At 65.3% G+C, this 26,860-nt stretch carries 20 protein-coding genes and 1 pseudogene; 10 read left to right on the top strand and 11 right to left on the bottom strand.

Features of this window, described 5'->3' with window-relative positions:
- Nucleotides 1-94 precede the first annotated feature (94 nt).
- On the top strand, nucleotides 95-1,006 hold the full coding sequence (locus U5805_RS26995; RefSeq protein WP_322106569.1) for a LysR family transcriptional regulator: 912 nt from the start codon (nucleotides 95-97) through the stop codon (nucleotides 1,004-1,006).
- 16 nt (nucleotides 1,007-1,022) lie between these two features.
- Here the strand turns inward: U5805_RS26995 and U5805_RS26990 are convergent, their stop codons facing one another.
- From U5805_RS26990 to U5805_RS26970, 5 genes and pseudogenes are all read right to left on the bottom strand, one after another.
- Entirely contained in the window at nucleotides 1,023-2,630 is a 1,608-nt protein-coding gene (locus U5805_RS26990; protein WP_322106568.1) for a rhodanese-related sulfurtransferase, read from the bottom strand.
- Nucleotides 2,627-3,223 (bottom strand): cysteine dioxygenase, encoded by a 597-nt coding sequence (locus U5805_RS26985; protein ID WP_322106567.1) that lies wholly within the window; start codon nucleotides 3,221-3,223, stop codon nucleotides 2,627-2,629. Before U5805_RS26985 ends, U5805_RS26990 begins: the two co-directional genes overlap by 4 nt.
- A 98-nt stretch (nucleotides 3,224-3,321) precedes the next feature.
- Nucleotides 3,322-3,747 (bottom strand): annotated as a pseudogene (locus tag U5805_RS26980) (class II aldolase/adducin family protein); the annotation flags it as partial.
- Nucleotides 3,748-3,780: 33 nt separating this feature from the next.
- Nucleotides 3,781-4,857 (bottom strand): LLM class flavin-dependent oxidoreductase, encoded by a 1,077-nt coding sequence (locus U5805_RS26975; RefSeq protein WP_322106565.1) that lies wholly within the window; start codon nucleotides 4,855-4,857, stop codon nucleotides 3,781-3,783.
- A 303-nt stretch (nucleotides 4,858-5,160) separates the two neighbouring features.
- Nucleotides 5,161-6,147 (bottom strand): aliphatic sulfonate ABC transporter substrate-binding protein, encoded by a 987-nt coding sequence (locus U5805_RS26970; RefSeq protein ID WP_322106564.1) that lies wholly within the window; start codon nucleotides 6,145-6,147, stop codon nucleotides 5,161-5,163.
- A gap of 421 nt (nucleotides 6,148-6,568) precedes the next feature.
- Between U5805_RS26970 and U5805_RS26965 the strand changes: the two genes are divergently transcribed.
- From U5805_RS26965 to U5805_RS26930, 8 genes are all read left to right on the top strand, one after another.
- The gene (locus U5805_RS26965; protein ID WP_322106563.1) at nucleotides 6,569-7,894 is read left to right on the top strand and encodes a nitrate/nitrite transporter; all 1,326 of its coding nucleotides are present in this window, start codon (nucleotides 6,569-6,571) and stop codon (nucleotides 7,892-7,894) included.
- A 45-nt stretch (nucleotides 7,895-7,939) separates the two neighbouring features.
- On the top strand, nucleotides 7,940-9,334 hold the full coding sequence (locus U5805_RS26960; protein WP_322106562.1) for a NarK family nitrate/nitrite MFS transporter: 1,395 nt from the start codon (nucleotides 7,940-7,942) through the stop codon (nucleotides 9,332-9,334).
- 199 nt (nucleotides 9,335-9,533) lie between these two features.
- On the top strand, nucleotides 9,534-13,277 hold the full coding sequence (locus U5805_RS26955) for a nitrate reductase subunit alpha (protein WP_322106561.1): 3,744 nt from the start codon (nucleotides 9,534-9,536) through the stop codon (nucleotides 13,275-13,277).
- Complete coding sequence (gene narH, locus U5805_RS26950) at nucleotides 13,274-14,827, top strand: nitrate reductase subunit beta (protein WP_322106560.1); 1,554 nt, start codon at nucleotides 13,274-13,276, stop codon at nucleotides 14,825-14,827. Before U5805_RS26955 ends, narH begins: the two co-directional genes overlap by 4 nt.
- A 17-nt stretch (nucleotides 14,828-14,844) precedes the next feature.
- Complete coding sequence (gene narJ, locus U5805_RS26945; protein WP_322106559.1) at nucleotides 14,845-15,561, top strand: nitrate reductase molybdenum cofactor assembly chaperone; 717 nt, start codon at nucleotides 14,845-14,847, stop codon at nucleotides 15,559-15,561.
- Nucleotides 15,558-16,241: a respiratory nitrate reductase subunit gamma gene (narI, locus tag U5805_RS26940; RefSeq protein ID WP_322106558.1), complete on the top strand. Its 684-nt coding sequence runs from the start codon at nucleotides 15,558-15,560 to the stop codon at nucleotides 16,239-16,241. The genes narJ and narI overlap by 4 nt, the downstream gene beginning before the upstream one ends.
- 298 nt (nucleotides 16,242-16,539) lie before the next feature.
- Nucleotides 16,540-18,507 carry a type IV pili methyl-accepting chemotaxis transducer N-terminal domain-containing protein gene (locus tag U5805_RS26935; RefSeq protein ID WP_322106557.1) on the top strand — a complete coding sequence of 656 codons (1,968 nt, stop codon included), beginning with the start codon at nucleotides 16,540-16,542 and terminating at the stop codon, nucleotides 18,505-18,507.
- A gap of 26 nt (nucleotides 18,508-18,533) precedes the next feature.
- A complete protein-coding gene (locus tag U5805_RS26930) occupies nucleotides 18,534-19,220 on the top strand; it encodes a response regulator (protein WP_322106556.1) in 687 nt (228 codons plus the stop codon).
- 235 nt (nucleotides 19,221-19,455) lie between these two features.
- On the opposite strand, the gene U5805_RS26925 is transcribed toward U5805_RS26930, so the two are convergent.
- The 4 genes from U5805_RS26925 to U5805_RS26910 all read right to left on the bottom strand — a co-directional run bounded on the left by U5805_RS26925 (nucleotide 19,456) and on the right by U5805_RS26910 (nucleotide 23,076).
- Nucleotides 19,456-20,382 carry an amidohydrolase family protein gene (locus U5805_RS26925; RefSeq protein ID WP_322106555.1) on the bottom strand — a complete coding sequence of 309 codons (927 nt, stop codon included), beginning with the start codon at nucleotides 20,380-20,382 and terminating at the stop codon, nucleotides 19,456-19,458.
- 100 nt (nucleotides 20,383-20,482) lie between these two features.
- Nucleotides 20,483-21,289: an SDR family NAD(P)-dependent oxidoreductase gene (locus U5805_RS26920; RefSeq protein ID WP_322106554.1), complete on the bottom strand. Its 807-nt coding sequence runs from the start codon at nucleotides 21,287-21,289 to the stop codon at nucleotides 20,483-20,485.
- 173 nt (nucleotides 21,290-21,462) lie between these two features.
- On the bottom strand, nucleotides 21,463-22,272 hold the full coding sequence (locus tag U5805_RS26915) for a hypothetical protein (RefSeq protein ID WP_322106553.1): 810 nt from the start codon (nucleotides 22,270-22,272) through the stop codon (nucleotides 21,463-21,465).
- Nucleotides 22,273-22,281: 9 nt separating this feature from the next.
- A complete protein-coding gene (locus U5805_RS26910; protein ID WP_322106552.1) occupies nucleotides 22,282-23,076 on the bottom strand; it encodes an HpcH/HpaI aldolase family protein in 795 nt (264 codons plus the stop codon).
- Nucleotides 23,077-23,543: 467 nt separating this feature from the next.
- Between U5805_RS26910 and U5805_RS26905 the strand changes: the two genes are divergently transcribed.
- Nucleotides 23,544-24,365 (top strand): IclR family transcriptional regulator, encoded by an 822-nt coding sequence (locus U5805_RS26905; RefSeq protein WP_322106551.1) that lies wholly within the window; start codon nucleotides 23,544-23,546, stop codon nucleotides 24,363-24,365.
- Nucleotides 24,366-24,469: 104 nt separating this feature from the next.
- Here the strand turns inward: U5805_RS26905 and U5805_RS26900 are convergent, their stop codons facing one another.
- A complete protein-coding gene (locus U5805_RS26900) occupies nucleotides 24,470-25,399 on the bottom strand; it encodes a 3-keto-5-aminohexanoate cleavage protein (RefSeq protein ID WP_322106550.1) in 930 nt (309 codons plus the stop codon).
- Between the two features lie 76 nt (nucleotides 25,400-25,475).
- Nucleotides 25,476-26,828, bottom strand: a complete 1,353-nt coding sequence (locus tag U5805_RS26895) for an MFS transporter (protein WP_322106549.1) — start codon at nucleotides 26,826-26,828, stop codon at nucleotides 25,476-25,478.
- Nucleotides 26,829-26,860 lie beyond the last annotated feature (32 nt).

The raw sequence follows: 26,860 nt of genomic DNA, 5'->3' as shown, positions 1-26,860 counted from the left end.
TGCCGCGCGTAACCGCGAGTAACGGCGCACAACCGCGGCGAAAGCGGGCGCTCGATTGCCGCTCGCCCAAGCCGCGATATCACCCGAATCCTTCATGAAACTAGACGAGATCGAGGCGTTCGTCGCCGTGGTGCGCAGCGAGTCGCTGAGTCGCGCTGCCGAGCAGCTCGAACTTACCCAGCCGGCCGTGACGCGCCGCATCCAGAACTTCGAGGAAGCGTTGGGCGTGGAGCTGCTCGATCGCAACACCAAGCCCATGCGCACCACGCCGATGGGCCGCGCGGTCTATGACCAGTGCCGCGCGATCGAACGCGAGATCGACATCCTTCGGCAACTCGTGAACGACGGCGCGCCGCTCGCGGGCGTCCTGCGTCTGGGCGTGGCGCAGACCGTTGCCGATATCGCGATGCTCGATGCGCTGCATGCGCTGCGCGATGCTCACCCCGAATTGCAGGCGCGCGTGAGCACGGGCTGGGGCGCGCCGCTGCTGCAAAAGGTGGAGGACGGCGAACTCGACGCGGCGGCCGTGCTGTTGCCCGCGAATCGCGCCCTGCCGGAAGCGCTCGCGGGAGAGCCGCTCGGCTCGCTCAAGCTCGCCGTCGTGGCGCAGAAGGGGCGGCTCAAGCGCCGTGCGCACACGCTGGCCGAATGTGCGTCGTACGGCTGGGTGCTCAACCCGGACGGCTGCGGCTTTCGTGCGGGACTACAGCACGCGCTGGCCGCGCAGGGACACGCGCTCAAGCTGAATCTGGAAACGCTGGGCACCGGGCTTCAGCTAGGACTGGTCGCCGACGGCGTGGGTCTCGGGCTCGTGCCGCAGCCGCTGGTCGCGGCCAGCGCGCACGCCGCTTCGCTCGACATCGTGCAGATCAGCGATTTCAAGCCGGAGATCGCCGTCTGGCTCGTGCGCTCGCGCGGCATCGGCAGGATGGAATCGGCGCTGGGCGTGCTGGCGCAAAGCATCGCGCGCAGCTTCAAGTCGGCCAGACTCGCGCGCGCGGCCTGAGCGGCGCGCCTGCGCGTCAGATCACGAAGAAGCCGTGCGTGCCGTCGCGCCCGAGTTGCGCGACGAGGCCATATTCCCATTCGAGGTAGGCGTTCATTGCCTCGCGGGCGTTGTCGGTGCCTTCATAGGGGCGCCGATAGCGGTCGATGCGCGGCGAGGCAAGCCGGATTTCGCCGCTTTCGACCGGCAGTCCCGCGCGTATCCACGCCGACGTGCCGCCTTCGAGCACTTCGACGGGCTTGCCGGTGAGCGCCGCGACTTCGGGCGCCGCAAACGGCGCAAGCGCGTTCGTCATGCAAACGGCCACATAGCTTTTCGCGTCGGGCACGCCGCGCAGATCGTCGAAACCGGCGGCCAGGTGCGAGCGCAGCGTCCACCACGCGCCGGGAATGTGCGCCTTCACGTGATTGGCGCTCGACGTGAAATCGAGCACGACGGTGCCGTGGTCCGCCTGCGCGAGACGCGCGGCAAGCGCCTCGGGCGCGATCGACGCGACGTGCGGCGCGGCGGGCGCCGGCGCGCGCCATGCGCCGGTTTCGACGAGATCGGCGGGGCGCGCATCGTCGATGACGTACACGTCGGCGTTCATCTGCGCAAGCCAGGACGCGGTCATGTTCGCGCGCACGCCGTCGTCGTCGAGCAGCACGATGCGCGCGCCGCGCACGGGCGCAAACATTTCGGTTTCCTGAACGAGCTGGCCGCCCGGTGCGCCGCGAAAACCCGGCGCGTGGCCGCGTTCGTATTCGGCCGGCGAGCGCACGTCGAAGCGATAGGTCGTGCGCGCGGCGTCGCCCGCCCAGCGCGCCGCTTCTTCGAGCGTGACGCGGCCCACGCCGGCGCGCTCGGCGAGCGCGCGCGCCGCCTCGCGCGACGGTTCGAGCGTGGCCGTATCGCGTCCCGCCTGCGGGTCGAACTGCCGCGCGCTGCCGTGTTCGAGCGTCTGGCCCGCGAGGGTCCAGCCGATCGTGCCGTTGCGCAGCGCCGCCACCGGGTTGGGCAGCCGCGCATTGACGAGCGACTGCGCGCCGATGATGCTGCGCGTGCGGCCCGCGCAATTCACGATCACGCGCGTGGCGGGATCGGGGGCGAGGGCGCGGGCGCGCAACACCAGCTCCGCGCCGGGAACGCTGATACTGCCCGGAATGTTCATCGTCTGGTATTCGTCGAAACGGCGCGCGTCGAGCACGACAACGTGTTCCTTGCTCGCCAGCAGCGCATCGACGGCCTCCGCCGAAAGCGACGGCGTGTGGCGCTCGGCTTCGACGAATTCGCCGAAGGCCTTGCTCGGCACGTTGACGTCGCGGAACACTTCGCCGCCCGCCGCAATCCAGCCTTGCAGGCCGCCGTCGAGCAGCGCGACGTTCGTGTAGCCCAACGCTTCGAGCGTTGCGGCGGCACGCGCGGCAAAGCCTTCGCCGCCGTCGAGCAGCACGATGGGCACGTCGCGGCGCGGCAGTCTGGTCCACGCGTCCAGCTCGATTCTGGCGAGCGGAAAGTTCGCCGCGAAGAGTGGATGGGCTTGCGCGTGCGGGTCTTCTTCGCGCACGTCGAGCAGTGCGATTTCGCGCCGTGCGAGCAGCGCTTCGCGCACGAACGGGTACGAGCGCGTCGGGAATGACTTCATGAGACGGTAGTGTCCTTGCTGAGATCCCAGAGGTTCGGGAGTGCGTCGTTCGAATAGCCCGAGACGAAGGTCCGGGGCGTGCCGTCGGCCTGCCAGATCGAGCGCCGGACCGCGCCGATGTTCGCGCCATAAACGTGGATGCTGACGGAAACGCGGTCGTCGTAGGCATTGCGCACGCGATGGATGTCGCCGATCGCCGGCGACACGGCTTCGACCTGGGCGCGTTCGATCAGCCGTTCGGCGCCGTTTTCGCGCAAGGCACCGCTGGCGTCGCGCGCGTAGGGCTGCGAGTATTCCGCGCCCCGCAGCACGCCGATCAAGCCCCACACCGTGTGATTGTGAATCGGCGTTCGCTGCCCCGGCCCCCACACGAAGCTGACCACCGAAAAGCGCTCGCGCGCGTCGGCGTAAAGCAGGTATTGCCGATAGCGCTCGGGCGAGGGCGCGGCATACGCGTCGGGCAGCCAGTCGTCCTCGCGCACGAGTTCGCGCAGCGCGGCCAGCCCGCGATCGACGAGCGCGGGCTCGGGCGGCGCTTCGTCGAGCAGCGCGGCGATCGTGCCGACGAAGCGGCGCAGCTTGTGGAGCGCCATCAGTCGAGCAACTCCGGTTCGCGTTCGACGAGACCCGCGTGGAGGCTTTCGAACGCATGGCGGGCGCCCGCCGCGCGTCCGGCCTGCGAATGTGCATGCGTATGCGTATTCACGGCGGCAACGACCTCCGGACGCGCTTCGTGGATCACAGCATGAACCGCGGCATGAACCGCGAACGCCGCCTGATTCGCCGGGCCCGCGCCGACCGCGATCTCGCCGTGCCGGTTCACGAGCAACAGGCCGGAGTCCTTGACGCGCCCGAAGTGCAGGCCGAGCGGGTTGACCCGGAAGTGATCGGGCCATTCCGGGTCGCGCGCGGTGACGTGCCCGGCAAGTCCCCGGTCGAAACCGTGACGCGCGAACAGGCGGAACGCGCCTGCCGGTCGTTTCCGGCGACAGCGGCGTTCGGCGCCGGCCGTGCGCGCGGGCGCTTCGTCGTCGAACCAGCATTTGCGGTCGGGCGTTTGCCTCGGGTCCGCGTCGGTCGCGCCGTAGGCGGGGGCGGCAATGGCGGTGACGCTCATGTCGGCTCCTTGCGGCGGGCGCTGTGCGCCGCTTCAAGCGGCCGCGCGAGCGCGCGACGTGAGTTCGCGCGTGGCCGGAATCAGCGCACGCCCGTAGTCGATTGCATCTTCAAGCGGGTCGAAGCCGCGAATCAGGAAGGTCGTCACGCCCAGCGCGTGATACTCGGCGAAGGTCTGCGCGACCTGCTCGGGCGTGCCCACCAGCGCCGTGGAGTTCGAGCGCCCGCCGATCTCTCTCGCGACCGCCGTCCAGAGCCGGTCGTCGGCGCGCACGCCTTCGCCGGCGGCGCCGAGCAAGCGCCGGGCGCCTTCGCTTTGCAGCGGCTCCCCTTTGTCGAGCCCCTGTTCGGCGCGCAGACGCCGCGTTTGCGCGAGGATGTGCTCGGCGCGTTCCCAGGCGGCTTGTTCGGTATCGGCGAGGATGGGGCGGAACGACACGGAGAAGCGCACCGTGCGCCCGTGCCTGGCGGCTTCGGCGCGCACGCGCGCGATCAGATCGGCGACGCCTTGCTTCGACTCGCCCCAGAGCGCGTAGACGTCCGCGTGCTTGCCCGCGACGGCAAGCGCGGCCGCCGAGGCGCCGCCGAAGTAAATCGGCACATGCGGCTGCTGGCGCGGCTTGACTTCGGACCACGCCTGCTCGAAGCGATAGAAACGGCCTTCGTGATCGAACGGCGCGTTTTCGGTCCACACGCGCTTGAGCACCTGGAGGTATTCGTCGGTGCGCGCATAGCGGTCGTCGTGGCCGAGGAAGTCGCCGTCGCGGCGTTGATCGACGTCGCTGCCGCCCGAGATGAAATGGACGGCCAGGCGGCCACCCGAAAAATGGTCCAGCGTGGCCAGTTGACGCGCGGCGAGCGTGGGCGCGACGAAGCCGGGGCGATGCGCGAGCATGAACTTCACCCGCGAGGTCACGCTGGCCGCGTAGGCAATCGTCAGCGTGGCGTCGGGGCTGATCGAACTATGCGGCACGAGAATGCGGTCGAAGCCGGCGCGCTCGTGCGCCTGGGCGAAGTCGCGCACATAGTCGACGTCGACGGCGGGGCCTTCGGGAAGATGCGTTTCCGAGACCTTGCGCTGCTGGATCATGCCAATGAATTCGATGCTCATCGCGGTTCCCTGATGGAAGGCGGACTACGCCGCGCGCGCCGGAATGTCCTTCGCGAGCTGTCGCCCTGGAGGATGACAGGCTAACATCGGACATGCGGATATTAAATATTGATTGGATATAAACATTCCCTACGTGCATGTTTGCGCGAGGGCCGCCATTTACGGAAAGCAGGATTGCCGGATAGATCGCGCTTTTATCGACGCTCTCGAAGCGCAGGAAAAGCGCAACGGCGCGCGCACGAGCACGGAGTTGCCGCGCGGCTTCGGGCCGCGCAGGCAAGAGCGTGTCGGCTCCGAAAAAACTTATGCGCCGATCGCGACCGCGCGCTTGCGCGCGAAATCCCAGCGTTCGGCGCGCGACGTTTCCACCGGGGCGGGCAGCAGATGCGCGTTGAAAAACGTATCGGCGATCTTTTGCTGCTCGGCGAAATTTTCCGGCGTCACTTCGCGCACCTGATAGCTGCGGCGCGCGTTCGCGCGCTCGATGGTCGGCGCGTCGAGCCCCCAGATGGGCGCGAGCAGCCGCGCGGCGTCCTGCGGCGCGCTGCGCACCCATTGACCGGCGGCGCGCAACTGGTCGTAGACCACGGCGATCACGTCCGGGCGGCTTGCGGCGAAGCGCGCGGACGCAAGGTAGTAGCGCTGGTAAGTCGCGAGCCCTTTTCCGTCGGCGAGAATGCGCACGTCGGGTTGCTGATCCACCGAAGCCACATAAGGGTCCCACGTCACCCAGGCTTCGACGCTGCCGTGCTCGAAGGCCGCGCGCCCGTCGGCGGGCGTGAGGTAATGGATGCGCACGGCGTCTGCCGGGATTTTGGCCTGCGCGAGCGCCGCGAGCAGCAGGTAATGGCTGCCGGCCGCCTTCGTCACGGCAATGTCCTTGTCGCGGAGATCGGCGAGCGAGCGCAACGACCCGTCACGCTTGACGATGATGGCCTGCGCGCCCGGCGAGGGCGCTTCCTGCGCGACGTACACGAAGCGGGCATGCGCGGCCTGGGCGAAGATCGGCACGGTATCGGCCACGTCGGCGCTGAAGTCCACCGCTTCCGCATTGAGCGCCTCGGTGAGCGGAAGGCCGCTCGCGAACTCGCTCCAGCTCACCGTCACGCCGAGCGGCGCCAGTGCGGACTCGAGCTTGCCCTGGGCCTTCAGGACGGTAATGAGCGTCGACGACTTCTGGTAGCCGATGCGCAGCGTCGCGGGTTGCGCACCGAAAGCGAGGCCGGTGGCGGCGGCCGCACCGAGAACGGAAGCGTGGAGGAGCAGTTTTCGGCGCGTGGGAGAGAACATGGCAGACGTGTGGCGGCGGGCGCGTTTGGAAAGACGTAAAGGCTAGCCCCCGGCGAGATCCGGCACAACGAAGAGATTGTGATAAGGATTTTCGCGCCCGCAAGCAAAAGCACGCGATTCAGGGATGAATGGCATCGGGTAACGCGCAAACGTTGCGCGCGAATGCAAGTCGCGGAGGATCAACACATCGACACGATAAAAGGCAGCGTGCGATCGACTTGTCCAATCGGCTTGTCCAATCGGCTTGTCCAATCGGGTTGTCCAAACGGCTTGTCCAATCGGCTTGTCGATTGCCGGCGGGCGTGGCGTCGAAGTACTCCTTGCGAACTAGCGGCGGACTGCCGCACCCTACCTGCGGATAATAGCCCGCGCGCGCTGTGCTTCCTAAGCTTGTCACGTCAAACCGGAAAAAGGACACGCTATGGAAGCCGCCCCATCGCCGCAGGCGGAGCCGGTCGCCGACCGCCGCGCCTGGCGCGTGCTCGGGTCGAGCACCTTCGCATTCACCATCTGCTTTGCCGTCTGGATGATGTTCGCGATCCTGGGCATTCCTCTGAAGAAGCAGCTTCACCTCACCGACACCGAATTCGGCCTGATCGCCGCGATGCCCGTTCTCACCGGTTCGCTGGCCCGCGTGCCGCTCGGCATCTGGACCGACCGCGTGGGCGGTCGCATCGTTTTCTTCCTCACCATGCTCGCGACGATCGTGCCGGTCTGGCTCGTTTCGTACGCGACGCAACTCTGGCAATTCCTCGTGCTCGGTCTCTTCACGGGGTTTGCCGGCGCATCGTTTTCGGTGGGCACGCCTTATGTCGCGCGCTGGTTTCCGAAGTCGCGCCAGGGTTTTGCCATGGGCATCTTCGGCGCGGGCAACTCGGGCGCGGCGCTCAACAAGTTCGTGGCGCCGGTGCTGATCGTGGCCGCGGGCACGTGGACCGTCGTGCCGAAGGTCTACGCCGTCGCGATGCTCGCGACCGCGCTGCTGTTCTGGATGTTCTCCGCGAGCAACCCGGCGCACCGCGTGTCCGGCACGGCCACCGTGGCGAGCCAGATGCGCGTGCTCGCCGATCCGCGCGTGCTGCGCTATGCGCAGTACTACTCGGTGGTGTTCGGCGGCTATGTCGGCCTTTCCTTGTGGATGCCGCAGTACTACGTGAACCAGTACGGCTTCGGCATCGAGCAGGCCGCGTTTCTTGCCGCCTGCTTCTCGCTGCCCGGCGGCGTGCTGCGCGCGCTCGGCGGGTGGCTCTCCGACCGCTACGGCGCCTATCGCACCACGTGGGCGGTGATGTGGATCGCGCTCGCGTGCTTCTTCCTGCTCAGCTATCCGCCGACCGACTTCACGATCCACGGCGCGCACGGTCCGATCGGCCTGCATATCCGCACGGGACCGGTGTTCTACACGGTGCTGATGTTCGTGGTCGGCATTGCGATGGCGGTGGGCAAGGCTTCGGTCTTCAAGTTCATCGGCGACGAGTACACCGACAACATCGGCGCCGTGTCGGGCGTCGTGGGGCTGGCGGGCGGTCTCGCGGGCTTCGTGCTGCCGATCCTGTTCGGACTGCTCGTCGACCTCACCGGCGTTCGCACCACCTGTTTCATGCTGATGTTCGGCGCGACCGTGGTGAGCCTGCTGTTCATGCACTTCTCGTTCCGCCCCGAAGCGGTTGCCGCAGGCCGCGCGAAGCTTGAACGCAAGTTCGAGGTCCGGGCGCCCGGGCTGAAGGAAACCACGGACTCCGAATGATTTCACTCGCGCCGCCCGCGGCGCGCCTACTGTACGAGCACAATCATGTCCAAATATCTCCTGACCCAATGGGAGCCCGAGAACAAGGCGTTCTGGCAGGCTTCCGGCGAGCAGATCGCCACCCGCAACCTGTGGATTTCGATTCCGGCGCTGATGCTCGCGTTCGTGGTGTGGTCGCTGTGGAGCGTCACGGTCGTCAATCTCGACAAAGGCGGCTTTCACTTCACGAAGAACGAACTGTTCTGGCTCACGGCGCTGCCCGCGCTCTCGGGCGCCACGCTGCGCATCTTCTATTCGTTTCTCGTGCCGATTTTCGGCGGCCGCCGCTTCACGGCGATCTCCACGGCGAGCCTGCTGATCCCGGCCGTCGGCATGGGTTTCGCGCTGCGCGATCCGTCCACCTCGTATTCGACGCTGCTCGTGCTCGCGCTGCTGTGCGGTCTTGGCGGCGCGAACTTCAGCTCGTCGATGGCGAACATCAGCTTCTTCTTTCCGAAGGCGCGCAAAGGTTTCGCCACCGGCCTCAATGCGGGCATCGGCAACCTGGGCGTTTCGCTCGTGCAGTTCGTCACGCCCATCGTCATCTCGACGGCCGTGTTCGCGGGCTTGCTCGGCGACGGGCAAACCTACGCGAAGAACGGCGTCGAGCACGGCATCTGGTTGCAGAACGCGGGCTTCGTGTGGATTCCGCTCATCGTCGTCTCCTCGTTGGCGGCCTGGTTCGGCATGAACGACATCGCCGACGCGAAGGCGTCGTTCAGCGAGCAGGCCGTGATCTTCCGTCGCGCGCACAACTGGATCATGTGCTTTCTGTATGTCGGCACGTTCGGCTCGTTCATCGGTTTTTCGGCCGGTCTCGCGCTGCTCACGAAGGCGGAATTCCCCGCCATCAATCCGACTGCCTGGGCGTTCCTCGGGCCGCTCGCCGGCGCGCTCACGCGCCCCGTCGGCGGCTGGATTTCTGACAAGCTGGGCGGCGCGCGCGTCACGCTCTGGACCTTTCTGGCGATGATCGTCGCGGTGGCGGGCGTGATCGCGTTCCTGCCGGGCGGCGCGCTAGGCAGCGCACAGGGCAGCTTCGCCGGCTTCCTCGCGATGTTCGTCGTGCTGTTCGCGCTCACCGGCATCGGCAACGGCTCGACCTTCCGCATGATTCCCGTGATCTTCCTGACGCAGCATCAACGCGCCGCGAAGGGCGGCGGCGACGCGGCGCAGCACAACGCGCTCGCCGAAGCGGGCAAGGAATCGGCGGCGGTGCTCGGCTTCGCGGGCGCCATGGGCGCATACGGCGGCTTCTTCATTCCGAAGAGTTTCGGCACGTCGCTCGACATGACCGGCTCGCCCGTGGCCGCGCTCGTGTGCTTCATCGGCTTTTACGTGGTGTGCGCGGCGGTGACCTGGCTGTTCTACGCGCGCCGCAACGCGTCCATGCCTTGCTAGCGCCCGCGCGGACTAGTCCTTTGGGAGTAGCGCGGCGCGTTGGGACTCATCCCGAAGCGCTGCGCAAATGCTCCCCTTGATGAATGGGCAGGCGAGCGCCTGCCCGCCATACTCGGCAACGATACGAGCGCGAGGCGCCCCGCGTGGGGACGCCCGCCGTCGCGATCGATCGATTCCAGCAGCAGCCCCGGAGAACCTGATGAGTTATTTTCTGGACCGGTTGAAGTTCATGTCGCGCGTGAAGTCGACGTTTTCGAAGGGCCACGGCGCGGTGGTGAACGAGGACCGCAAGTGGGAGGACGGCTATCGCAGCCGCTGGCAGCACGACAAGATCGTGCGCTCGACTCACGGCGTGAACTGCACGGGCTCGTGCTCGTGGAAGGTCTACGTGAAGAACGGCCTGATCACGTGGGAAACGCAGCAGACCGATTACCCGCGCACGCGCGCCGACCTGCCCAATCACGAGCCGCGCGGCTGTCCGCGCGGCGCATCGTATAGCTGGTACGTGTATTCCGCGCAGCGCGTGAAGTATCCGATGATACGCGGCCGCCTGATCGAGATGTGGCGCGAGGCGCGCAAGACGCTCGGGCCGGTTCAGGCGTGGGCGTCGATCGTCGAGGACCCGAAGAAGGCCGCGCACTACAAGCGAGCGCGCGGCCAGGGCGGCTTCGTGCGTGCGGGCTGGGACACGGCCACCGAGATGATCGCGGCGGCCAACGCCTACACCATCGGCAAGTACGGTCCCGACCGCGTGGTGGGCTTCTCGCCCATTCCGGCCATGTCGATGGTGTCGTACGCCGCGGGCGCGCGTTATCTGAGCCTGATCGGCGGCGCGTGCCTTTCGTTCTACGACTGGTATTGCGACTTGCCGCCTTCCTCGCCGCAGGTGTGGGGCGAGCAGACAGACGTGCCCGAATCGGCGGATTGGTACAACTCCACGTATCTCATGGTGTGGGGCTCGAACGTGCCGCAAACGCGCACGCCCGACGCCCACTTCTACACCGAGGTCCGCTACAAGGGCACGAAAACGGTGGCCGTGTCGTCGGACTTCGGCGAGATGGTGAAGTTCGGCGACATCTGGCTCGCGCCGAAGCAGGGCACCGACGCGGCGCTCGCGCTCGCGATGGGCCACGTGGTGCTCAAGGAATTCCACGCAACGGCGAAGTCGGCGTATTTCCGCGACTACGTGAAGCAGTACACCGACATGCCGATGCTCGTCACGCTCAGCCGGCGTGACGGCGCGCTCGTGCCGGACCAGTTCCTGCGCGCCTCGCAACTCGCCGCGAATCTCGACGAAGCGAACAACCCGCAATGGAAGACGCTCGCCATTGACTCGGCCACGGGCGACATCGTCGCGCCGAACGGCTCGATCGGCTTCCGCTGGGGCGAAGGCGAGCACGAGGGCGGCAAGAAGGTAGGCCGCTGGAACCTCGAAATGAAGGACGGCGGCAGCGGCCGCGAGATCGACCCGCTGCTGTCGCTCATCGGCCAGCACGACGAAGTCGCCGAAGTGGGCTTTCCGTACTTCGGCGGCGAAAAGAGCAAGGGCGGCGCATTGCTCGCGCGCCGCGTGCCCGCGAAGCGCGTGGCGCTGGCGGACGGCACGAGCGCGCTGGTGGCCACCGTCTACGACTTGCAGATGGCCAACTACGGCGTCGATCAGGGCCTTGGCGGCCCGAACGTCGCGTCGTCCTATGACGACGACGTGCCCTGCACGCCCGCCTGGCAGGAAAAGCACACCACGGTGCCGCGCAAGCTCGTGATCCAGGTGGCGCGCGAGTTCGCCGACAACGCCGACCGCACGCGCGGCAAGAGCATGGTGATCGTGGGCGCGGCGCTCAATCACTGGTATCACAACGACATGATCTACCGCGGCATCATCAATCTGCTGATGATGTGCGGTTGCATCGGCCAGAGCGGCGGCGGCTGGGCGCATTACGTGGGCCAGGAAAAGCTGCGTCCGCAGTTCGGCTGGGCGCCGCTCGCGTTCGCGCTCGACTGGTCGCGCCCGCCGCGCCAGATGAACGGCACCTCGTTCTTCTACAACCACACGAGCCAGTGGCGTCACGAGAAGGTCGGCGTGGACGAGATCCTCGGCCCCGGCGCCGACCGCGCGCGCTACAAGAATCTCTCGATGCTCGACCTCAACGCGAAGTCCGAGCGCATGGGCTGGCTGCCTTCGGCGCCGCAACTGGGCGCGAATCCGCTCGACGTGGTGGATGCCGCGCAGCGCGCGGGCGTGCCGCCGGTGCAATACACCGTCGATCGACTGAAGTCCGGCGCATTGAACTTCGCCTGCGACGACCCCGACAATCCCGCGAACTTCCCGCGCAACATGTTCGTATGGCGCTCGAACATCATGGGCAGCTCGGGCAAGGGCCACGAGTACTTCCTGAAGTATCTGCTCGGCACGCAGAACGCGCTGTTCGGCGACGAAACCGACGCGATCAAGCCTTCCGAAGTGAACGTGCGCGAAGCGGCCGAAGGCAAGCTGGACCTGCTCACGGTGCTCGACTTCCGCATGAGCACGACGTGCCTCTATGGCGACATCGTGCTGCCCTCGGCCACGTGGTACGAGAAGGACGATCTCAACACGTCGGACATGCATCCGTTCATCCATCCGCTTTCGGAGGCGGTGCAGCCGCTGTGGGAGAGCAAGACCGACTGGGATATCTACAAGGCCATCGCGAAGAAGTTTTCGGAGATCGGCGGCGAACATCTGGGCAAGCGCACGGACCTCGTGTGTACGCCGCTCATGCACGACACGCCGGGCGAACTGGGCCAGGCGTTCGAGCCGAAGGACTGGCGGCATGGCGAGTGCGATCTCATTCCCGGCAAGACCGCGCCTTCGATGACGCTCGTGGAGCGCGACTATCGCGAGATCTACAACAAGTTCACCTCGGTCGGGCCGCTGCTCGAAAAGCTCGGTAACGGCGGCAAGGGCATCAACTGGAACACGGCGCACGAGGTGGGCGAGTTCGCGCAGTTGACGGGCGTTCAGCAGGGCCACGGCGCGGCGCAAGGCCGCCCGCGTCTGGACACGGCCATCGACGCCGCGGAGATGATCCTCACCTTCGCGCCCGAAACCAACGGCCATGTGGCGGTGAAGGCATGGGACGCGCTCTCGAAGATCACGGGCCGCGATCACACGCATCTGGCCGAAGGCCGCGAGCACGACAAGATCCGCTTTCGCGACGTGCAGGCGCAGCCGCGCAAGATCATCTCCGCGCCGACGTGGTCGGGCCTCGAATCGGAAGAGGTGAGCTACAACGCCGGCTACACGAACGTGCACGAGCTGATTCCGTGGCGCACGCTCACGGGCCGTCAGCAGTTCTATCAGGATCACCGCTGGATGCTCGACTTCGGCGAGGGCCTGTGCAACTACAAGCCCGCCATCGACACCAAGACGACTTCGCCCATGCTCGGCGCGAAGCCCAACGGCGAGCACGAACTCGTGCTGAACTGGATCACGCCGCACCAGAAGTGGGGCATTCACTCCACTTATACGGACAACCTGCGCATGCTCACGCTTTCGCGCGGCGGCCCGCACGTGTGGGTATCCGAGGCCGAGGCGAAGGAAGCGGGTCTCGTCGACAACGACTGGGTCGAAGTGTTCAACGTGAACGGCACGCTTACCGCGCGCGTCGTGGTGAGCCAGCGCGTGCCGCGCGGCATGTGCCTCATGTATCACGCGCAGGAAAAAATCATCAACGTTCCGGGCGCGGAGACGAGCGGCATGCGCGGCGGCATTCACAACTCGGTCACGCGCACGGTGCTCAAGCCCACGCACATGATCGGCGGCTACGCGCAGCTTGCGTACGGCTTCAACTACTACGGCACGGTCGGCAGCAATCGCGACGAGTACGTGATCGTGCGCAAGATGAAAAAGGTCGACTGGCTCGAAGGCCCGCTTTCCCACGTTGAGGAAGGAGCAGCATCATGAAAATCCGCGCCCAGGTGGCGATGGTCCTGAACCTCGACAAGTGCATCGGCTGCCATACGTGCTCCGTCACGTGCAAGAACGTGTGGACTTCGCGCGACGGCGTCGAATACGCGTGGTTCAACAACGTCGAAACGAAGCCCGGCATCGGCTATCCGAAGGAATGGGAGAACCAGGAGAAGTGGAACGGCGGCTGGGTGCGCAACCCGGGCGGCAAGATCGAGCCGCGCCAGGGCCCGAAGCTCAAGGTGCTGGCCAACCTGTTCGCCAATCCGAACCTGCCCGGCATCGACGACTACTACGAGCCGTTCACGTACGACTACGAGCATTTGCAGAAGGCGCCGCTCTCGCAGACGCCGCCCACCGCGCGCCCCGTGTCGGCCATCACCGGCAAGAAGATGGACAAGATCCATTGGGGTCCTAACTGGGAGGACGACCTGGGCGGCGAGTTCGAATCGCGCAGCCGCGACAAGCTGTTCGAGAACGTGCAGAAGGAGATGTACTCGAGCTTCGAGAACACGTTCATGATGTATCTGCCGCGCCTGTGCGAGCACTGCCTGAACCCCGCGTGCGTGGCGTCGTGCCCTTCGGGCTCGGTGTACAAGCGCGAGGACGACGGCATCGTGCTCGTCGATCAGGACAAGTGCCGTGGCTGGCGCATGTGCATCTCGGGCTGTCCATACAAGAAGATGTACTTCAACTGGAAGAGCGGCAAGGCCGAGAAGTGCATCTTCTGTTATCCGCGCATCGAGGCGGGGCAGCCCACGGTGTGTTCGGAAACGTGCGTGGGCCGCATCCGCTATCTGGGCGTGATGCTCTACGACGCCGACCGCATTGGCGAAGCGGCATCGGTCGAATCGGCGCAGGATCTGTATCAGTCGCAGCTCGATGTGTTCCTCGATCCGCACGATCCCGCCATCCAGGCCGAGGCGCGCCGCCAGGGCGTGCCGCAAAGCTGGCTCGACGCCGCCGCGCGTTCGCCCGTTTACCGCATGGCCGTGGAGTGGAAGATCGCGTTCCCGCTGCACCCCGAGTACCGCACGCTGCCGATGGTCTGGTACGTGCCGCCGCTCTCGCCGATCCAGTCGGCCGCGGACGCGGGCCATATCGGCATGGACGGCGTGATTCCCGACGTGGCGAGCCTGCGCATTCCCATGCGCTATCTCGCCAACCTGCTCACGGCCGGCGACGAAAAGCCCGTGATTTCGGCGCTCAACCGCATGCTGGCGATGCGCGCCTGGAAGCGCGCCCAGACCGTGGACGGCGTGAACGACAACGCGGTCCTGAAGCGCGCGGGCCTCACGCCCGAACAGGTCGAGGACATGTACCGCACCATGGCGATCGCGAACTACGAGGACCGTTTCGTCGTGCCGTCGTCGCACAAGGAAATGGTCGAGGACTCGTTCAACGAGAAAGGCAGTTGCGGCTTCTCGTTCGGCAACGGCTGCTCGGGCGGCGTTTCGGAAGGCTCGCTGTTCGGCTCGAAGGTCGAAGGCAGCGTGGTGTACGTCGATATGCCGAAGTCGCGTCGCAAGACGCCTTCGGCAGCTTGAGCGGGAGGGACATCGTCATGTCGATTTATCCGGTGCTTTCCGCGCTGCTCGATTATCCCGAGCAGCCCTTGCTCGACGCGCTCGACGAGATCGAAGCCGCGCTCGACGCCTTGCCTGATGGCGCTTTCGCAACCCGGGAACTGGCGCCGCTCATTGCGACGCTGCGTGCGCGCTCGCTCGTGGAGTCGCAGGAAGCGTACGTGGCCACCTTCGACCGCAATCCGCGCCATTCGCTGCATCTGTTCGAGCACGTGCATGGCGAGAGCCGCGCGCGCGGCCAGGCAATGGTCGATCTGCTCGACGAATACCGCAATCGCGGCTTCGACGTGGCCACGAGCGAGTTGCCCGACTACGTGCCGCTCTTTCTCGAAGTGCTCGGCCTGATCGAAGAGGGCGACGCTCGCGCGCTGCTTGGCGAGGCGATTCACGTGCTCGCGGCGCTCGGCAACACGCTCGACAAGAGCGAAAGCCCGTACGCGGGCATCTTCACGGTGCTGTGCGAGCTGAGCGAGGTCGAGCCGCTGCCGCTCGTGGGCGCACCCGTGCGCGACATGGACGAGGCGCTCGAGCGCTTCGGCACGGGCGCGGATGGCGTCGAGCCGCTCATGCAGGCGTTCGGCGCCGGCCACTCGCCGCAGGTCGTTCAATTTCACTCGCGGGCGCAGCACGCCGCGGCCACTTCGGCGACCCGCGCGGCGACCTGCGCGGCTGCCTGTGCAAAGGAATCGCCATGAATACGTCCAACCAGTTTTTGTTCGGCATCTATCCGTATATCGCCGCCGTCATTTTCCTGTTCGGCAGCCTCGCGCGCTTCGAGCGCGAGCAGTACACGTGGAAGGCGGATAGCTCGCAGATGCTCTATCGCGGGCACCTGCGCCTGGGCAACATTCTCTTTCACGTCGGCGTGCTCGGGCTCTTTTTCGGGCATCTGTTCGGCCTGCTCACGCCGGTTGCGGTGTGGGACTGGCTCGGCGTGCCGCATGCGGTCAAGCAGCTCGTGGCGATGGTCGCGGGCGGCGTGATGGGGGCGATGTGCCTGGTGGGCCTCGCGATCCTGCTGCACCGGCGGCTCTCGAACGCGCGCGTTTCCGCCGTGACGCGCGTGGGCGACAAGGTGCTGCTGTTGTGGCTGCTCGTCACGCTGCTGCTGGGGCTTTCCACCATCGGCGAATCGGCGAGCCATATGGACGGCGCGATGATGGTGCGGCTCATGACCTGGGCGCAGCACGTCGTCACGTTCCGCGGCGACGCCGCGAGCTACGTGGCGAGCGCGCCGCTCATCTTCCGCCTGCACCTCTTCATGGGCATGACGCTGTTCGTGATTTTCCCGTTCACGCGCCTCGTGCACGTGTGGAGCGGGTTCGCCTCGGTCACTTATCTCTCGCGCGCCTGGCAGCTCGTGCGCAGCCGCTAGCGGCCGGGGCTGCCTCCGGCGTTCGCTTCGGAAAGGTTGCCTGCGGACGGCCGTTGGGATCGGCCGTTCTTTGCGGGGAGCGAGCCGCACTCGCATTCCCCGCTTTTTTCACGATGCGGACGAGCCGCCGACGGCGTGATTCGTCAGACCGCAGCCCGTCCGGGAACGCCGGCGATCTGCTGCATAGTGTCGCAGATAGCCGCGCCGGCCATGACATTGCGCGCCCTCGGCGGCGCTCCGTCAGATAATGCTGATAGAAGCGCCGCCGTTTCGGCGCAGCCGATTTCCGGTACCGGCCATGACTTCGCCTTCCGATTCGCCAACCGCCTCCGCCGCAGGCTCCGGCCCGCAGGCCGCGCCGTTCCCGAAGCGGCTCTCCACGCGCATCGTCGTGCTTTCCACGGTCGCGCTCGCGCTCGTGCTCGCGATGATCAGCGGCACGCTCTGGCTTTCCTGGCAGCTCGAAGGCGGCGGCGCCGCGATCAACGACGCGGGCAGCCTGCGCATGCGCGCGAACGCGGTGGCGATCGCCCTGTGGGAAGCGCGCACCGGCAAGCCCGCGCAACTCGACGTCCAGTTGCGCCAGCTCGACGGGACGCTGCGCGAGCTACGCGACGGCGACCCGGCGCGGCCGCTTTTTCTTCCCGCCGATGCCGGCATCCATGCGCAGTTCGAACGTGTCGCGGCCGCGTGGAACCAGGCGCTCAAGCCCGCGGCGTTGAGCGACCTCGCGGTGCGCGGCGGCGAGCCTTCGACGTACATCGGCCTGCTGCCGGGGTTCGTCGACGAGGCGAACCGGCTGGTGAGCCTGATCGAGCGCGAGAACGCGCGCAAGACCGCGTGGCTGCGCATTTCGCAGGTCGCGCTCGCGGCGCTGTCGTGCGTGGGCACGGTGGCGATCGTCTATCTGCTTTATCAGTGGTTCGTGGCGCCCGTGCAGCGCTTGCAGGACGGACTCGCGCGCATCGAGGCGCGCGAGTTCGACACGCGCTTGCCGGTCGAGACATCCGACGAATTCGGTCATCTCACGCAAGGCTTCAACCGCATGGTCGCGGAGTTGCAGGCGCTGTACCGGGACCTGGCCGGGCGCGTGGATGCCAAGACCGCGCAACTGGCGGCGCAAAACCGCGAACTCACCACGCTCTACGAGATGGCGGCGTTCCTCAACACGCCAGGACCGGCGGAAAGCGTGTGCCACGATTTCATCGCGCGCGTGATGCGCGAGTTCGATGCCGACGGCGGCACGGTACGCGTCGTTTCGCCCGACGACGGCAATCTGCATCTGCTCGTCTCGGAAGGCATGCCCGAATCGATCACGCGCGCGGAGCAGTGCATGCCGGCGGCGGACTGCATGTGCGGCGGCGCAACGGCGCAGGTGCCGGTCGTATTCGGCCTGATGCCGCCGCCGGGCGATCGAAGCGGCGCGTTCACGCAGCGTTGCCTGAAAGGGGGCTTCGTGAGCGTCGCGGTGTCGGCGATCGTCGCGCAGAACGAAACGCTCGGCACGTTTTCGCTGCACTTCCGGCGCGAGCGGGACATTCCGCCCTCGGGCGTTCAGTTGCTTCAGACGCTTGGCCGCCATCTCGGCGTGGCGCTCATGAACCGGCGGCTCGTGGCGCTCGGCCGGCAGCTTGCCGTCTCGGAGGAACGCAATCTCGTCGCTCAAGGTCTGCACGACAGCATCGCGCAAGGCCTGAGCTTCCTGAAAATGCAGGTGCATTTGCTCGACGGCGCGGCGCAGCGCGACGACCTCGACGAGATTCGCGAGATCGTGCCGCTTCTCGCGGGCGGCGTGGAAGAAAGCTACGACGACGTGCGCGAGCTGCTGCTGAATTTCCGCACGAAATTGGCGCCGGGCCAGTTGCGCCTCGCCGTGGAGGACACCGTGGCGCGTTTTCGCCGTCAGTCGGACGCCGAACTGACGCTCGACTATCGCGACGAAGAAGGTCCGCCGCTGCCGCCCGACCAGCAATTGCAGGTGCTTTTCGTGCTTCAGGAAGCGCTCTCGAATGCGCGCAAGCATGCTCAAGCGCTGCACGTACACGTCGGCGTGGTGAACGCTCGCGACTTCCGCCTCACGATCGAGGACGACGGCCTGGGCTACGATCCCGCCGAAATTGCCTCGCGCGGCGAATCCCGCGTGGGATTTCACATCATGCACGAGCGCGCGCGGCGTCTTGCCGCCGTGCTCACGCTGAAAAGCGCGCCGGGGCGCGGCGCGCGCGTCGAACTCGTGCTGCCCGCCGCGAGCCGCATGGCCGCGTGAATCTCCGCGACAATCAACCGGACACCATGACCATACGTATCCTGCTCATCGACGATCACACACTCTTCCGCTCGGGCGTGAGCGCGCTTTTGCAGCGCCAGCCCGACCTGGAGGTGGTGGGCGAGGCGTCGGACGGCGTGGAAGGCGTCAAGCGCGCGAAGCAGCACTTGCCCGACGTCATCCTGCTGGACCTGAACATGCCGGGCCTATCGGGGCTCGAAACACTGCAACTGCTCGTGGAAGACCTGCCGGACACGGTCGTCGTGATGCTCACCGTCTCCGAGGAAGCCGACGAACTCACCGCCGCCATGCGCGCGGGCGCGCGCGGCTTCCTGCTCAAGAGCATCGACGCCGACGCGCTGGTGGCGGCGATCCGCAAGGCCGCGAGCGGCCAGCCCGTCATTACCGAGCACATGACGGCGAAGCTCGTCGAACAGATGCGCAAGCCTGCGCAACCGGCCGGTGCCGCCAGGACCGGCGTAGCGCGTGCGAGCGCGGAAACGCTCACGGCGCGCGAGCGCGACATCGTGCGTGAGCTGGCGCGAGGCGCCAGTAACAAGGAGATCGCGCGGTCGCTTGACCTGGCGGAGAGCACGGTGAAGATTCACGTGCGCAACATCTTGCGCAAGCTGAATCTCACGAGTCGGGTGCAAGTGGCGGTCTATGCCGTGGCGCAGGAGGGCATGGCGGGCGGCGCGGACGGGGCACCGTGAGGAGCGAGGTAGACCGCCGTCCAGCGCGCGATAGCATGTCTGTGCGATTCAAGTGAGCGGCTCGCACGGCCGAGCGGAAGGAAGCCCGCTTCTTCTTGCGTTGCCGGTGACGCATGGATTTGTATTAGCCGGACTCGATCCGCAAGGCCGTTGGGACGACCTCAATGGGGAATGAGTTTTCCCCGGCGAGTTCAAGCGAATCGCGAAAGATGCGCATCGGCGTCTTGCTGCTTCGTCACTTACCGCCCAGTTCGACGAATACGCGCCGACCGCTATCGTGCAACACCTTACGACGTTCTTCGTCCGTCAAAAGCCGGGTTGATTCTTTCGCGCGCTCGATCATTTCCGCGTACGTTCCAGACGACGTTCCGATATCCGATCCCCACATGATTTTATCGGCGCCATAAAAATCGACGGCACGCCTCAACACGAGTTCAGGGCGATAGCCGTTTTCCCGGATTAAATCCATGTTGAGCGAAGTGAATTTATAAGTAATATTGTCGCGCTTTTTAAATCCGTCAAAACGTGCATCAATGCCGAATTCTTCGGCGCGGATATCGGGAAGGAAAAGATGGTCGAGGACGATCCGCAGGCCAGGGAACCGGTCGGCCATCTGCTCGACGACGGGAATCAACGCATAGGAACCATGCGCCGGCGCCTCGATGTCGACGAGCAACCCAAGGTCGTTGGCGAGCGTCCAGGCCTCGAGTGCCGACGGCGAGCTAAGCCACTGGCTCCTGTCCTTTACCCCGACGCCGAAGAAGCGGATGCCGACGATCCCTCGTGCGGCGTAGTCCCGAATCATCTGCGGGGTCTCGGGCGCCTGCGGATCGACGATAATAACGGCACGCATCTTGTCGGGGTAGATGTCCGCGGCATCGACGATATAGCTGTTGTCCGTTCCATAGACCATGCCCTTTTGCACCGCCGCCATGCCCACGACGTTCTCCTCGGCCAGCCAGCCATGCATCTGCTCGGCGGTAGGCTTCACGTTGTGGGGATTCGGACCATGCATGCCGCCCGGCTTTCCGACCGTGCCGGGTCCAAAAAAGCTCGCCTCCGCGTCGCCTTCGAGGAACGGCTTCGTGCGCGGATATCGTTCGAGATCGTCCGAAACAAGATGCGCGTGCGCATCGTAGATGGGGCCAACATACTTAACCATGTTATGTCCTCTTGTTGAGCGGAATAATTGCATGGCGATCTCTCGCCGCGCCATGCGTTAGCGGGCGTCCTTCCAACGCCCCTGAGCGGATTCCCCGAAGTCAGAGCGATACGTGTCCGCGAACGGCCTGGGCAAGCTTCGGCTTCATCTCGGCGAAGCGGCGATCGAGGGTTGCCGGATCGTTGCGATTCAATGCGATCATTTGCGCGCGCGCTTCGCCGCCCTGAATGACCTCGAACGCGTTCGCCTCGACAGCGGCGATAGTGGCGCTTGCAACGGCGCTGGCAGGTTCGCGCGCAATGCCGAGGTCGGGGCCGACCTGGGAACCTTGCATCATTGGGGTTTCAGTCGCGCCGGGATAGACGTTCAACACATGGATGCCTTCGCCGGAAAGCTCTCGACGCATTGCCTCTCCGAACCGCGCGATGCCCGCCTTGGCTGCCGCATAAGTGGAATAAAAAGGCATCCCGATCAAGCCCATTCCGGACGAAATATTGACGATCAACGCGTCGCCGCTTTCGCGCAGCGCCGGTAGAGCGGCTCTTGCGAGCAGGATTGGCGCGATGAGATCGACCTCGATCATTGCTCTAATTTCCGCTTCCGCCGTGTCTTCGAGACGGCCCGCGCGAACCCCGCCTGCGTTGTTGACGAGCACGTCCATGCCGCCCAGCGCTTTCAGCGCAAGGTCAAGCGTCGTCGCGCGTCCTTCGGCGGTTCCCAGGTCCGCCACGATCTTCGCCACCTCCACGCCGCTCGCAAGAAGCTGCGCCGCGGCCGTGTCGAGTGCCTGAGGGCGCCGCCCGCTGATTGCGATGCGAGCGCCTTTCGCCCCCAGGGCGAACGCGAGCGCAAGGCCAATGCCGCTCGAACCCCCTGTTATCAGAATTCTCTTTGCTTCGATGTTCATTAGTCGTCCTTCACTCGATCATTGAATGCCCATGGCATCTGTACAAAGAGTCAATGCGCCGGAACGCGATTGCCTCGGCGACTTTCGCTTCGGCGACTTTGGCGACTTTGGCGACTTTGGCGACTTCGGCGGCTTCGGCGCATAAGCCGCGTTGCGCTTCCGATCCAGATCGTTCAGGACCGGTAGTCATTCGCATTGCAGACGATCCCCCGATCGAGAAAGTCTTGGCGCGGCGGCGAAAAAATGTCGATCAACCGGTCCTGCGTTCCCGAGTCGTTGGTGGTCGTGTGAATGACCGAGCGCGGGATGACGACGAGCGACGGGCTGTCCATCGTCACATGCTCGTCTTCGAGCCATTGGGCGTGGTCGGGTATCCACGGATAACGCAGGTGGTGCGTGTAGGTGCCCGCGAGCGCAAGCGATCCCTGCTCGAAATCGGCATGCGAATGCGGCGTCAGGCGCGAGAGGTCTCGCGGCTGGTCCTGAGGCACGAAAAGATTCGCCATCAGGTACTGCGAGCGGAACACGCGCATCGGCAACGACGTGTTGCCGTCGATATGGTCGGCCAGCCGGTAATGGAGCAGCGTATCCCGGACGGCGACCGGCAGCGAAGCGTCGGGCTCGTCACGATAGACGTCGCGGTTGGGTGCCCGTTCGCAGAGATCGCGTTCCGCCGTGGTGAAGATGCGCACGATCGACCCACTTCCGGCGCACGAAATGGTATGGCGGCCGGCCGGCAGAATCGTGAGCGAGTCGTCGGCGGCTTCGAGCACCTCGCGAGCGGTCTTTATCGTCGCGGTGATGCCGGCGGGCAGAATCAGCATCGACTCGTTCGCGTTGTCGCGGATCAGTTCTCCCCGCCCGTCAATGCGGTTCACGACGACGACGAATGTCCGTGCGCGCGTGATCCAGGCCGGCACCTCGTCGCGTTCGTGGAATTGCGGTTGAATCTCGTAATAGCGGTCGTAAACGGCAGCTTGCATCGTTCTCTCCTAAAGAGCCGGGCCGGCGGGCTGCACCGGCGTGAAATTGCGGAACGCAGCGAGGGTGGCTTTGGCTGCGTCGGACAGGAACGACTGATCCGAGGCCGCGATGAACAGGCTGGCGCCGAGCGCGGCCATATTTGCGCCATCGCGCGGATTCGCGCAGAAAACGCTGAACGGCTTGCGGGCTCGCTGCGCAGCGGCGGCGACGCGCCGGCTCGCCGCCACGATTTCGGGCGCGTCGCCGCTAGTCGCGCCCATGGCGACGGTCAGATCGCCGCGTCCGACGAACAGCGCGTCGATGCCATCGACAGCGGCAATTTCATCGACGACGTCGAGCGCTTCGGGGTCCTCGATCTGCGCGACGATGGTCACGTTCCGATCGGCAAACGAAACGAGATCGGACAGGGCGCGTCGGCCATACAGCCCGGCGCGGGGAGACCCCGAAAAGCCGCGCGAGCCATTGCGGTAGCGGCAGGCGCGGACGATGTCGCGCGCCCGCGCGGAGCTGGCCACGTGGGGAACCAGCAGGCCGTCGGCGCCGGAATCGAGCGCGGAGAGAATGTCGGGCGGCGTTGCAGAATGCAGTCGCACCAGTGCGGCGGCTCCCGTTGCGTGCGCGACGAGGATCGCGCGGTCGATTGCACCGCGGTCGAAAGGCGCATGTTCCGCGTCGATCACGACGAAGTCGAAACCGTGACCGCCGATGATCTCGACCGGAGCGTCCGCCGGGGTCTTGATGAAGGTGCCGACCAAACGCTCGCCGGCAAGCACGCGGGATCTAAACGTTGAGGTTTCGTTCATCGTGTTCCTTTCAAAGGTACGTTGTATCTGTCAACGGTACAAATCTAGCACCTGAGATAGAGGCGCACAACCGGGTAAACGTTGAGGCGCTATCTCAATGTGAGAAACATTGTTCCTTTGAACAGAACATGCAATACTGCGATGGTGTGAACGAATTGGCGTGAACGATGAGGAGGCCCGTGAGCGAAATCACGTAGAACCCTGTTTCCGCGCGCGCCTGAACGCCTCGAAGCAAAACGCAGCATCGCTGAGAAACGGCGTTCATGTGATTGGACGTACCGATCCGCAAGCGAGCGCGGGCAATCCCGCACGCCAGCCGAAATTCGATAGCGGGTAAAATCGCGCAACGATCACGCCATTACCACGCCATTACCACGCAACGACCACTTGCGCGACGCGTGCGGTAATAGCGGGTGAGTCGGGCGGATAAGCGCCGATTCGCCGTCTCTCAACCGAACCATCCGTGCATGACCATGCCGAAAATTCTGCGCGAACCCGTTGGCGAAGGCCTCCAGGCCGTTACCCTGTCGCTTCAGGTTCTGGAGCATCTCGCGGAACATCCCCAGGGCGGGGGTGTAACCGAACTCGCCAACATGTTTGGCACTTCGAAAAGCCGCATGCATCGGCATCTACGTACGCTGGTCGAGCATGGCTATATCATGCAGCCCGAAGGTTCCGATCGTTATGCGATCGGTGTACGCCTTGTGCGCCTCGGACGCCTCGTCAGCGAGAACATTTCGCTGGTGCGCGAGTGCGGGCCGATCATGCGCGACCTTCGCGAACGCCTTGGCCAGACCGTGGTGGTCAGCCAGATGGAAGCCAAGGGCGTACGCGTCGTGGCCACGGTGCTGGGCAATGCGTCGATCGAGATCGGCGTCCGGCATGCCGCGCTGCTCAATTTCCACTCAACGGCACAAGGCAAGGTGGCGCTGGCATTTGCCAGCCCGGAATTGCAGAAGGAAACGCTTCGTTCTCGGCTCGAGATGTTTACGAGCCACACCATCACGAGCCCGGTCGTACTGCGGGAGGTCCTGGAGCAGATCCGGGCTCAGGGCTGGGCGACTTCGCCCAATGAAAGCCTGCTTGGCGTGAATGCGCTCGCCGCCCCGATTTTCGACGTGACGGGATCGCTGGCCGGTTGTATTGCGTTGATCGATTCGATCCAGTTCATCGGCGACCCGCCTTCCGACGAGCAGATTGCCGAAGTCACCACGGCCGCACGAAAGATCTCGGCGGCGCTCGGCTACGTGCGCGAAACGCCCGCCATCGGCATTCCGTCCGTTGCCTGACGTTCCGTTGCAGGGCGGCATGATCGTTGCGTGACAGGCGCCATTGCGCCGTGCGAAGCCCGGGAACGCTTGCGGCAAGCGTTCCCGGGCTTCGCCTCCACCGACTACGCGGCGGTTCGCTCTCCCCGTAAAGCCAGCAGGGCGCGGGCGTCGTCGGGCGTCGCGATTTTCATCGACAAGCCTTCGAGAATGCCGCGAATTCGCACGACCTGGGCGGCGTTCGATTCCGCGAGCCGGCCTGGGCCATCCCAAAGCGAATCTTCCAGTCCGACGCGCACGTTGCCGCCCATCAACGCGGCCATCGTGATGTTGGTCGTTTGGGTCTTGCCCGCGCTCAACACCGACCAGACGAGATCGTCGCCGAACAGCCGGTCGGCCGTGCGTTTCATATGCATGACGTCCTCCGGGTGCGTGCCGATGCCGCCGAGAATGCCGAACACGTTCTGCACGAAGATCGGCCCCTTGACCAGCCCGCGGTCGACGAAGTGCGCGAGGTTGTACAAATGGCTCGTGTCGTAGCATTCGAATTCGAAGCGCGTGCCGTTGGCGCCGCACTGCTTCAGAATCCGTTCGATGTCGGCAAACGTGTTGCGGAAAACCAGTTCGCGCGACTTCTCGATAAACGGGCGCTCCCACTCGTGAGCGAAGTGCCAGTCGCGCTTCAGCATCGGAAACAGGCCGAAATTCATCGAACCCATATTCAGCGATGCCAGCTCGGGTTTCAACTCGAGTGCCGGCGCAAGCCGTTCTTCCAGCGACATGATCGGCGAGCCGCCGGTCGTGAAGTTGAGGATTGCATCGCACGACGCGCGGATTTCCTGCACGATCTCGCGAAAGAGGCCGGGGTCCTGCGATGGAAACCCGTCCTCCGGACGGCGCGCATGCAGGTGCAGCACCGCCGCACCGGCCCTGGCGGCGCCGATAGCGGACTCCGCAATTTCGTGAGGCGTCACGGGCAGGTGCGCCGACATCGACGGAGTGTGAATCGATCCCGTGACAGCACACGAAATCATGACCTTGCGTTGCTGTTTCATCGAACGTTCCAGTTGAAAAACGGCACGAAGACAGATCGCGCTGCCCGCGTGGACTGCGCGATCAAGAGCGAAGCGATCAGCGCACGACGGGCGCGTCAGTTGCCGGCGAGGGCGATCCGGGCGTGCGCGTCACCGGGGCGTAAAGCACCGCGATCATGCCCGCGAGTGCGAAGCCGGCCAGAAGAATGAAGCCGTAGGCCATCGACCCGGTCGCTTCCTTGATCACGCCGATCAGGAACGGTGCAACGTAGCCCGACAGATTGCCGACCGTGGTCATGAGCGCAATGCCCGCAGCGGCAGCCGACCCGGACAGAAACATACCCGGCAGCGCCCACAGCGTGGGCGTGGCGACCATCGTGCCGACACAGGCGAGCACGAGGCCGGAAAATGCGGCGCCCGGCACCGACATGTACAGCCCCGTCATCGTCAGACCGACACACGCGACGAACAGGCCCACGCACAGCGGCCGGCGGCGATCGCCCGTGCGGTCCGCGTAACGTCCGGCGAACAGCATCGCAATACCGGCCAGCAGGAAAGGCGCGCTCGTAATCAGACCGATGACGGCCAGATTCTTCGTCAGACCGAAGTTGCGCACGATCTGCGGCATCCAGAACGAAACCGCGTAGCTGGTCGCGAGATTCGAGAAGTTGGCGATCACCAGCAGCCAGATATTGCGATTTCGAAACACGAGGCCGATGCGGTACGCCTGTCCCGGCAACGAACGGGTCGCCGCACGGTCACGCCTCTGATCTTCCTCGTGCAAGGTGCGCTCCTCGTCGGTGAGCCAGCGCGCGGAAGCTGGACCGTTCGGCAGAGATCGAAGGCACACGATGCCTAACAGGATGGCGGGCAACCCTTCGAGCGCGAACAGCCACTGCCAGCCCGCGAAGCCCCATGCGCCGTCGAGCCCGGCCATGATGCCGCCGGAAATCGGTCCGCCCAGCATTCCGGCGATCACGATGCCGCAAATGAAGATGGCCATGATCTGCGAACGGACCTTGGTCGGAAACCAGGTGGTCAGATAGAGAATGATCCCCGGATAAAAGCCTGCTTCGGCAACTCCCAGCAAGACTCGCGCAGCGTAGAACGATCGCGGCCCCTGCACGAGCAGCGTAAGCATGGTCACGAGTCCCCAGACGATCATGATTCGCGCGATCCAGAGCCGGGCGCCGACGCGGTGAAGCATCAAGTTGCTGGGAATCTCGAACACGCAATAGCCGAGAAAGAAGATGCCTGCGCCAAGCCCGTACTGCGCGTCGCTCAGGCCAATGCTGCCCGCCATTTGCAGCTTCGCGAAACCGACGTTGATGCGGTCGAGAAACGACACCACGTACATCAGCAAAAGCAGCGGCAGCAAGCGCGACGCGATCTTGCTGTACAGCCTGTGCTGCTCCTCCGAATCGACAGAGGCGCGATTGATAAGGTCCAAAGTCTGTCTCCTTTCGTGCTGGGCGCGTTTAT

It is taken from the genome of Paraburkholderia sp. J41, from assembly GCF_905220235.1.
Lineage (GTDB): Bacteria > Pseudomonadota > Gammaproteobacteria > Burkholderiales > Burkholderiaceae > Paraburkholderia.
This window is presented reverse-complemented; position numbering and strand designations above follow the sequence as displayed.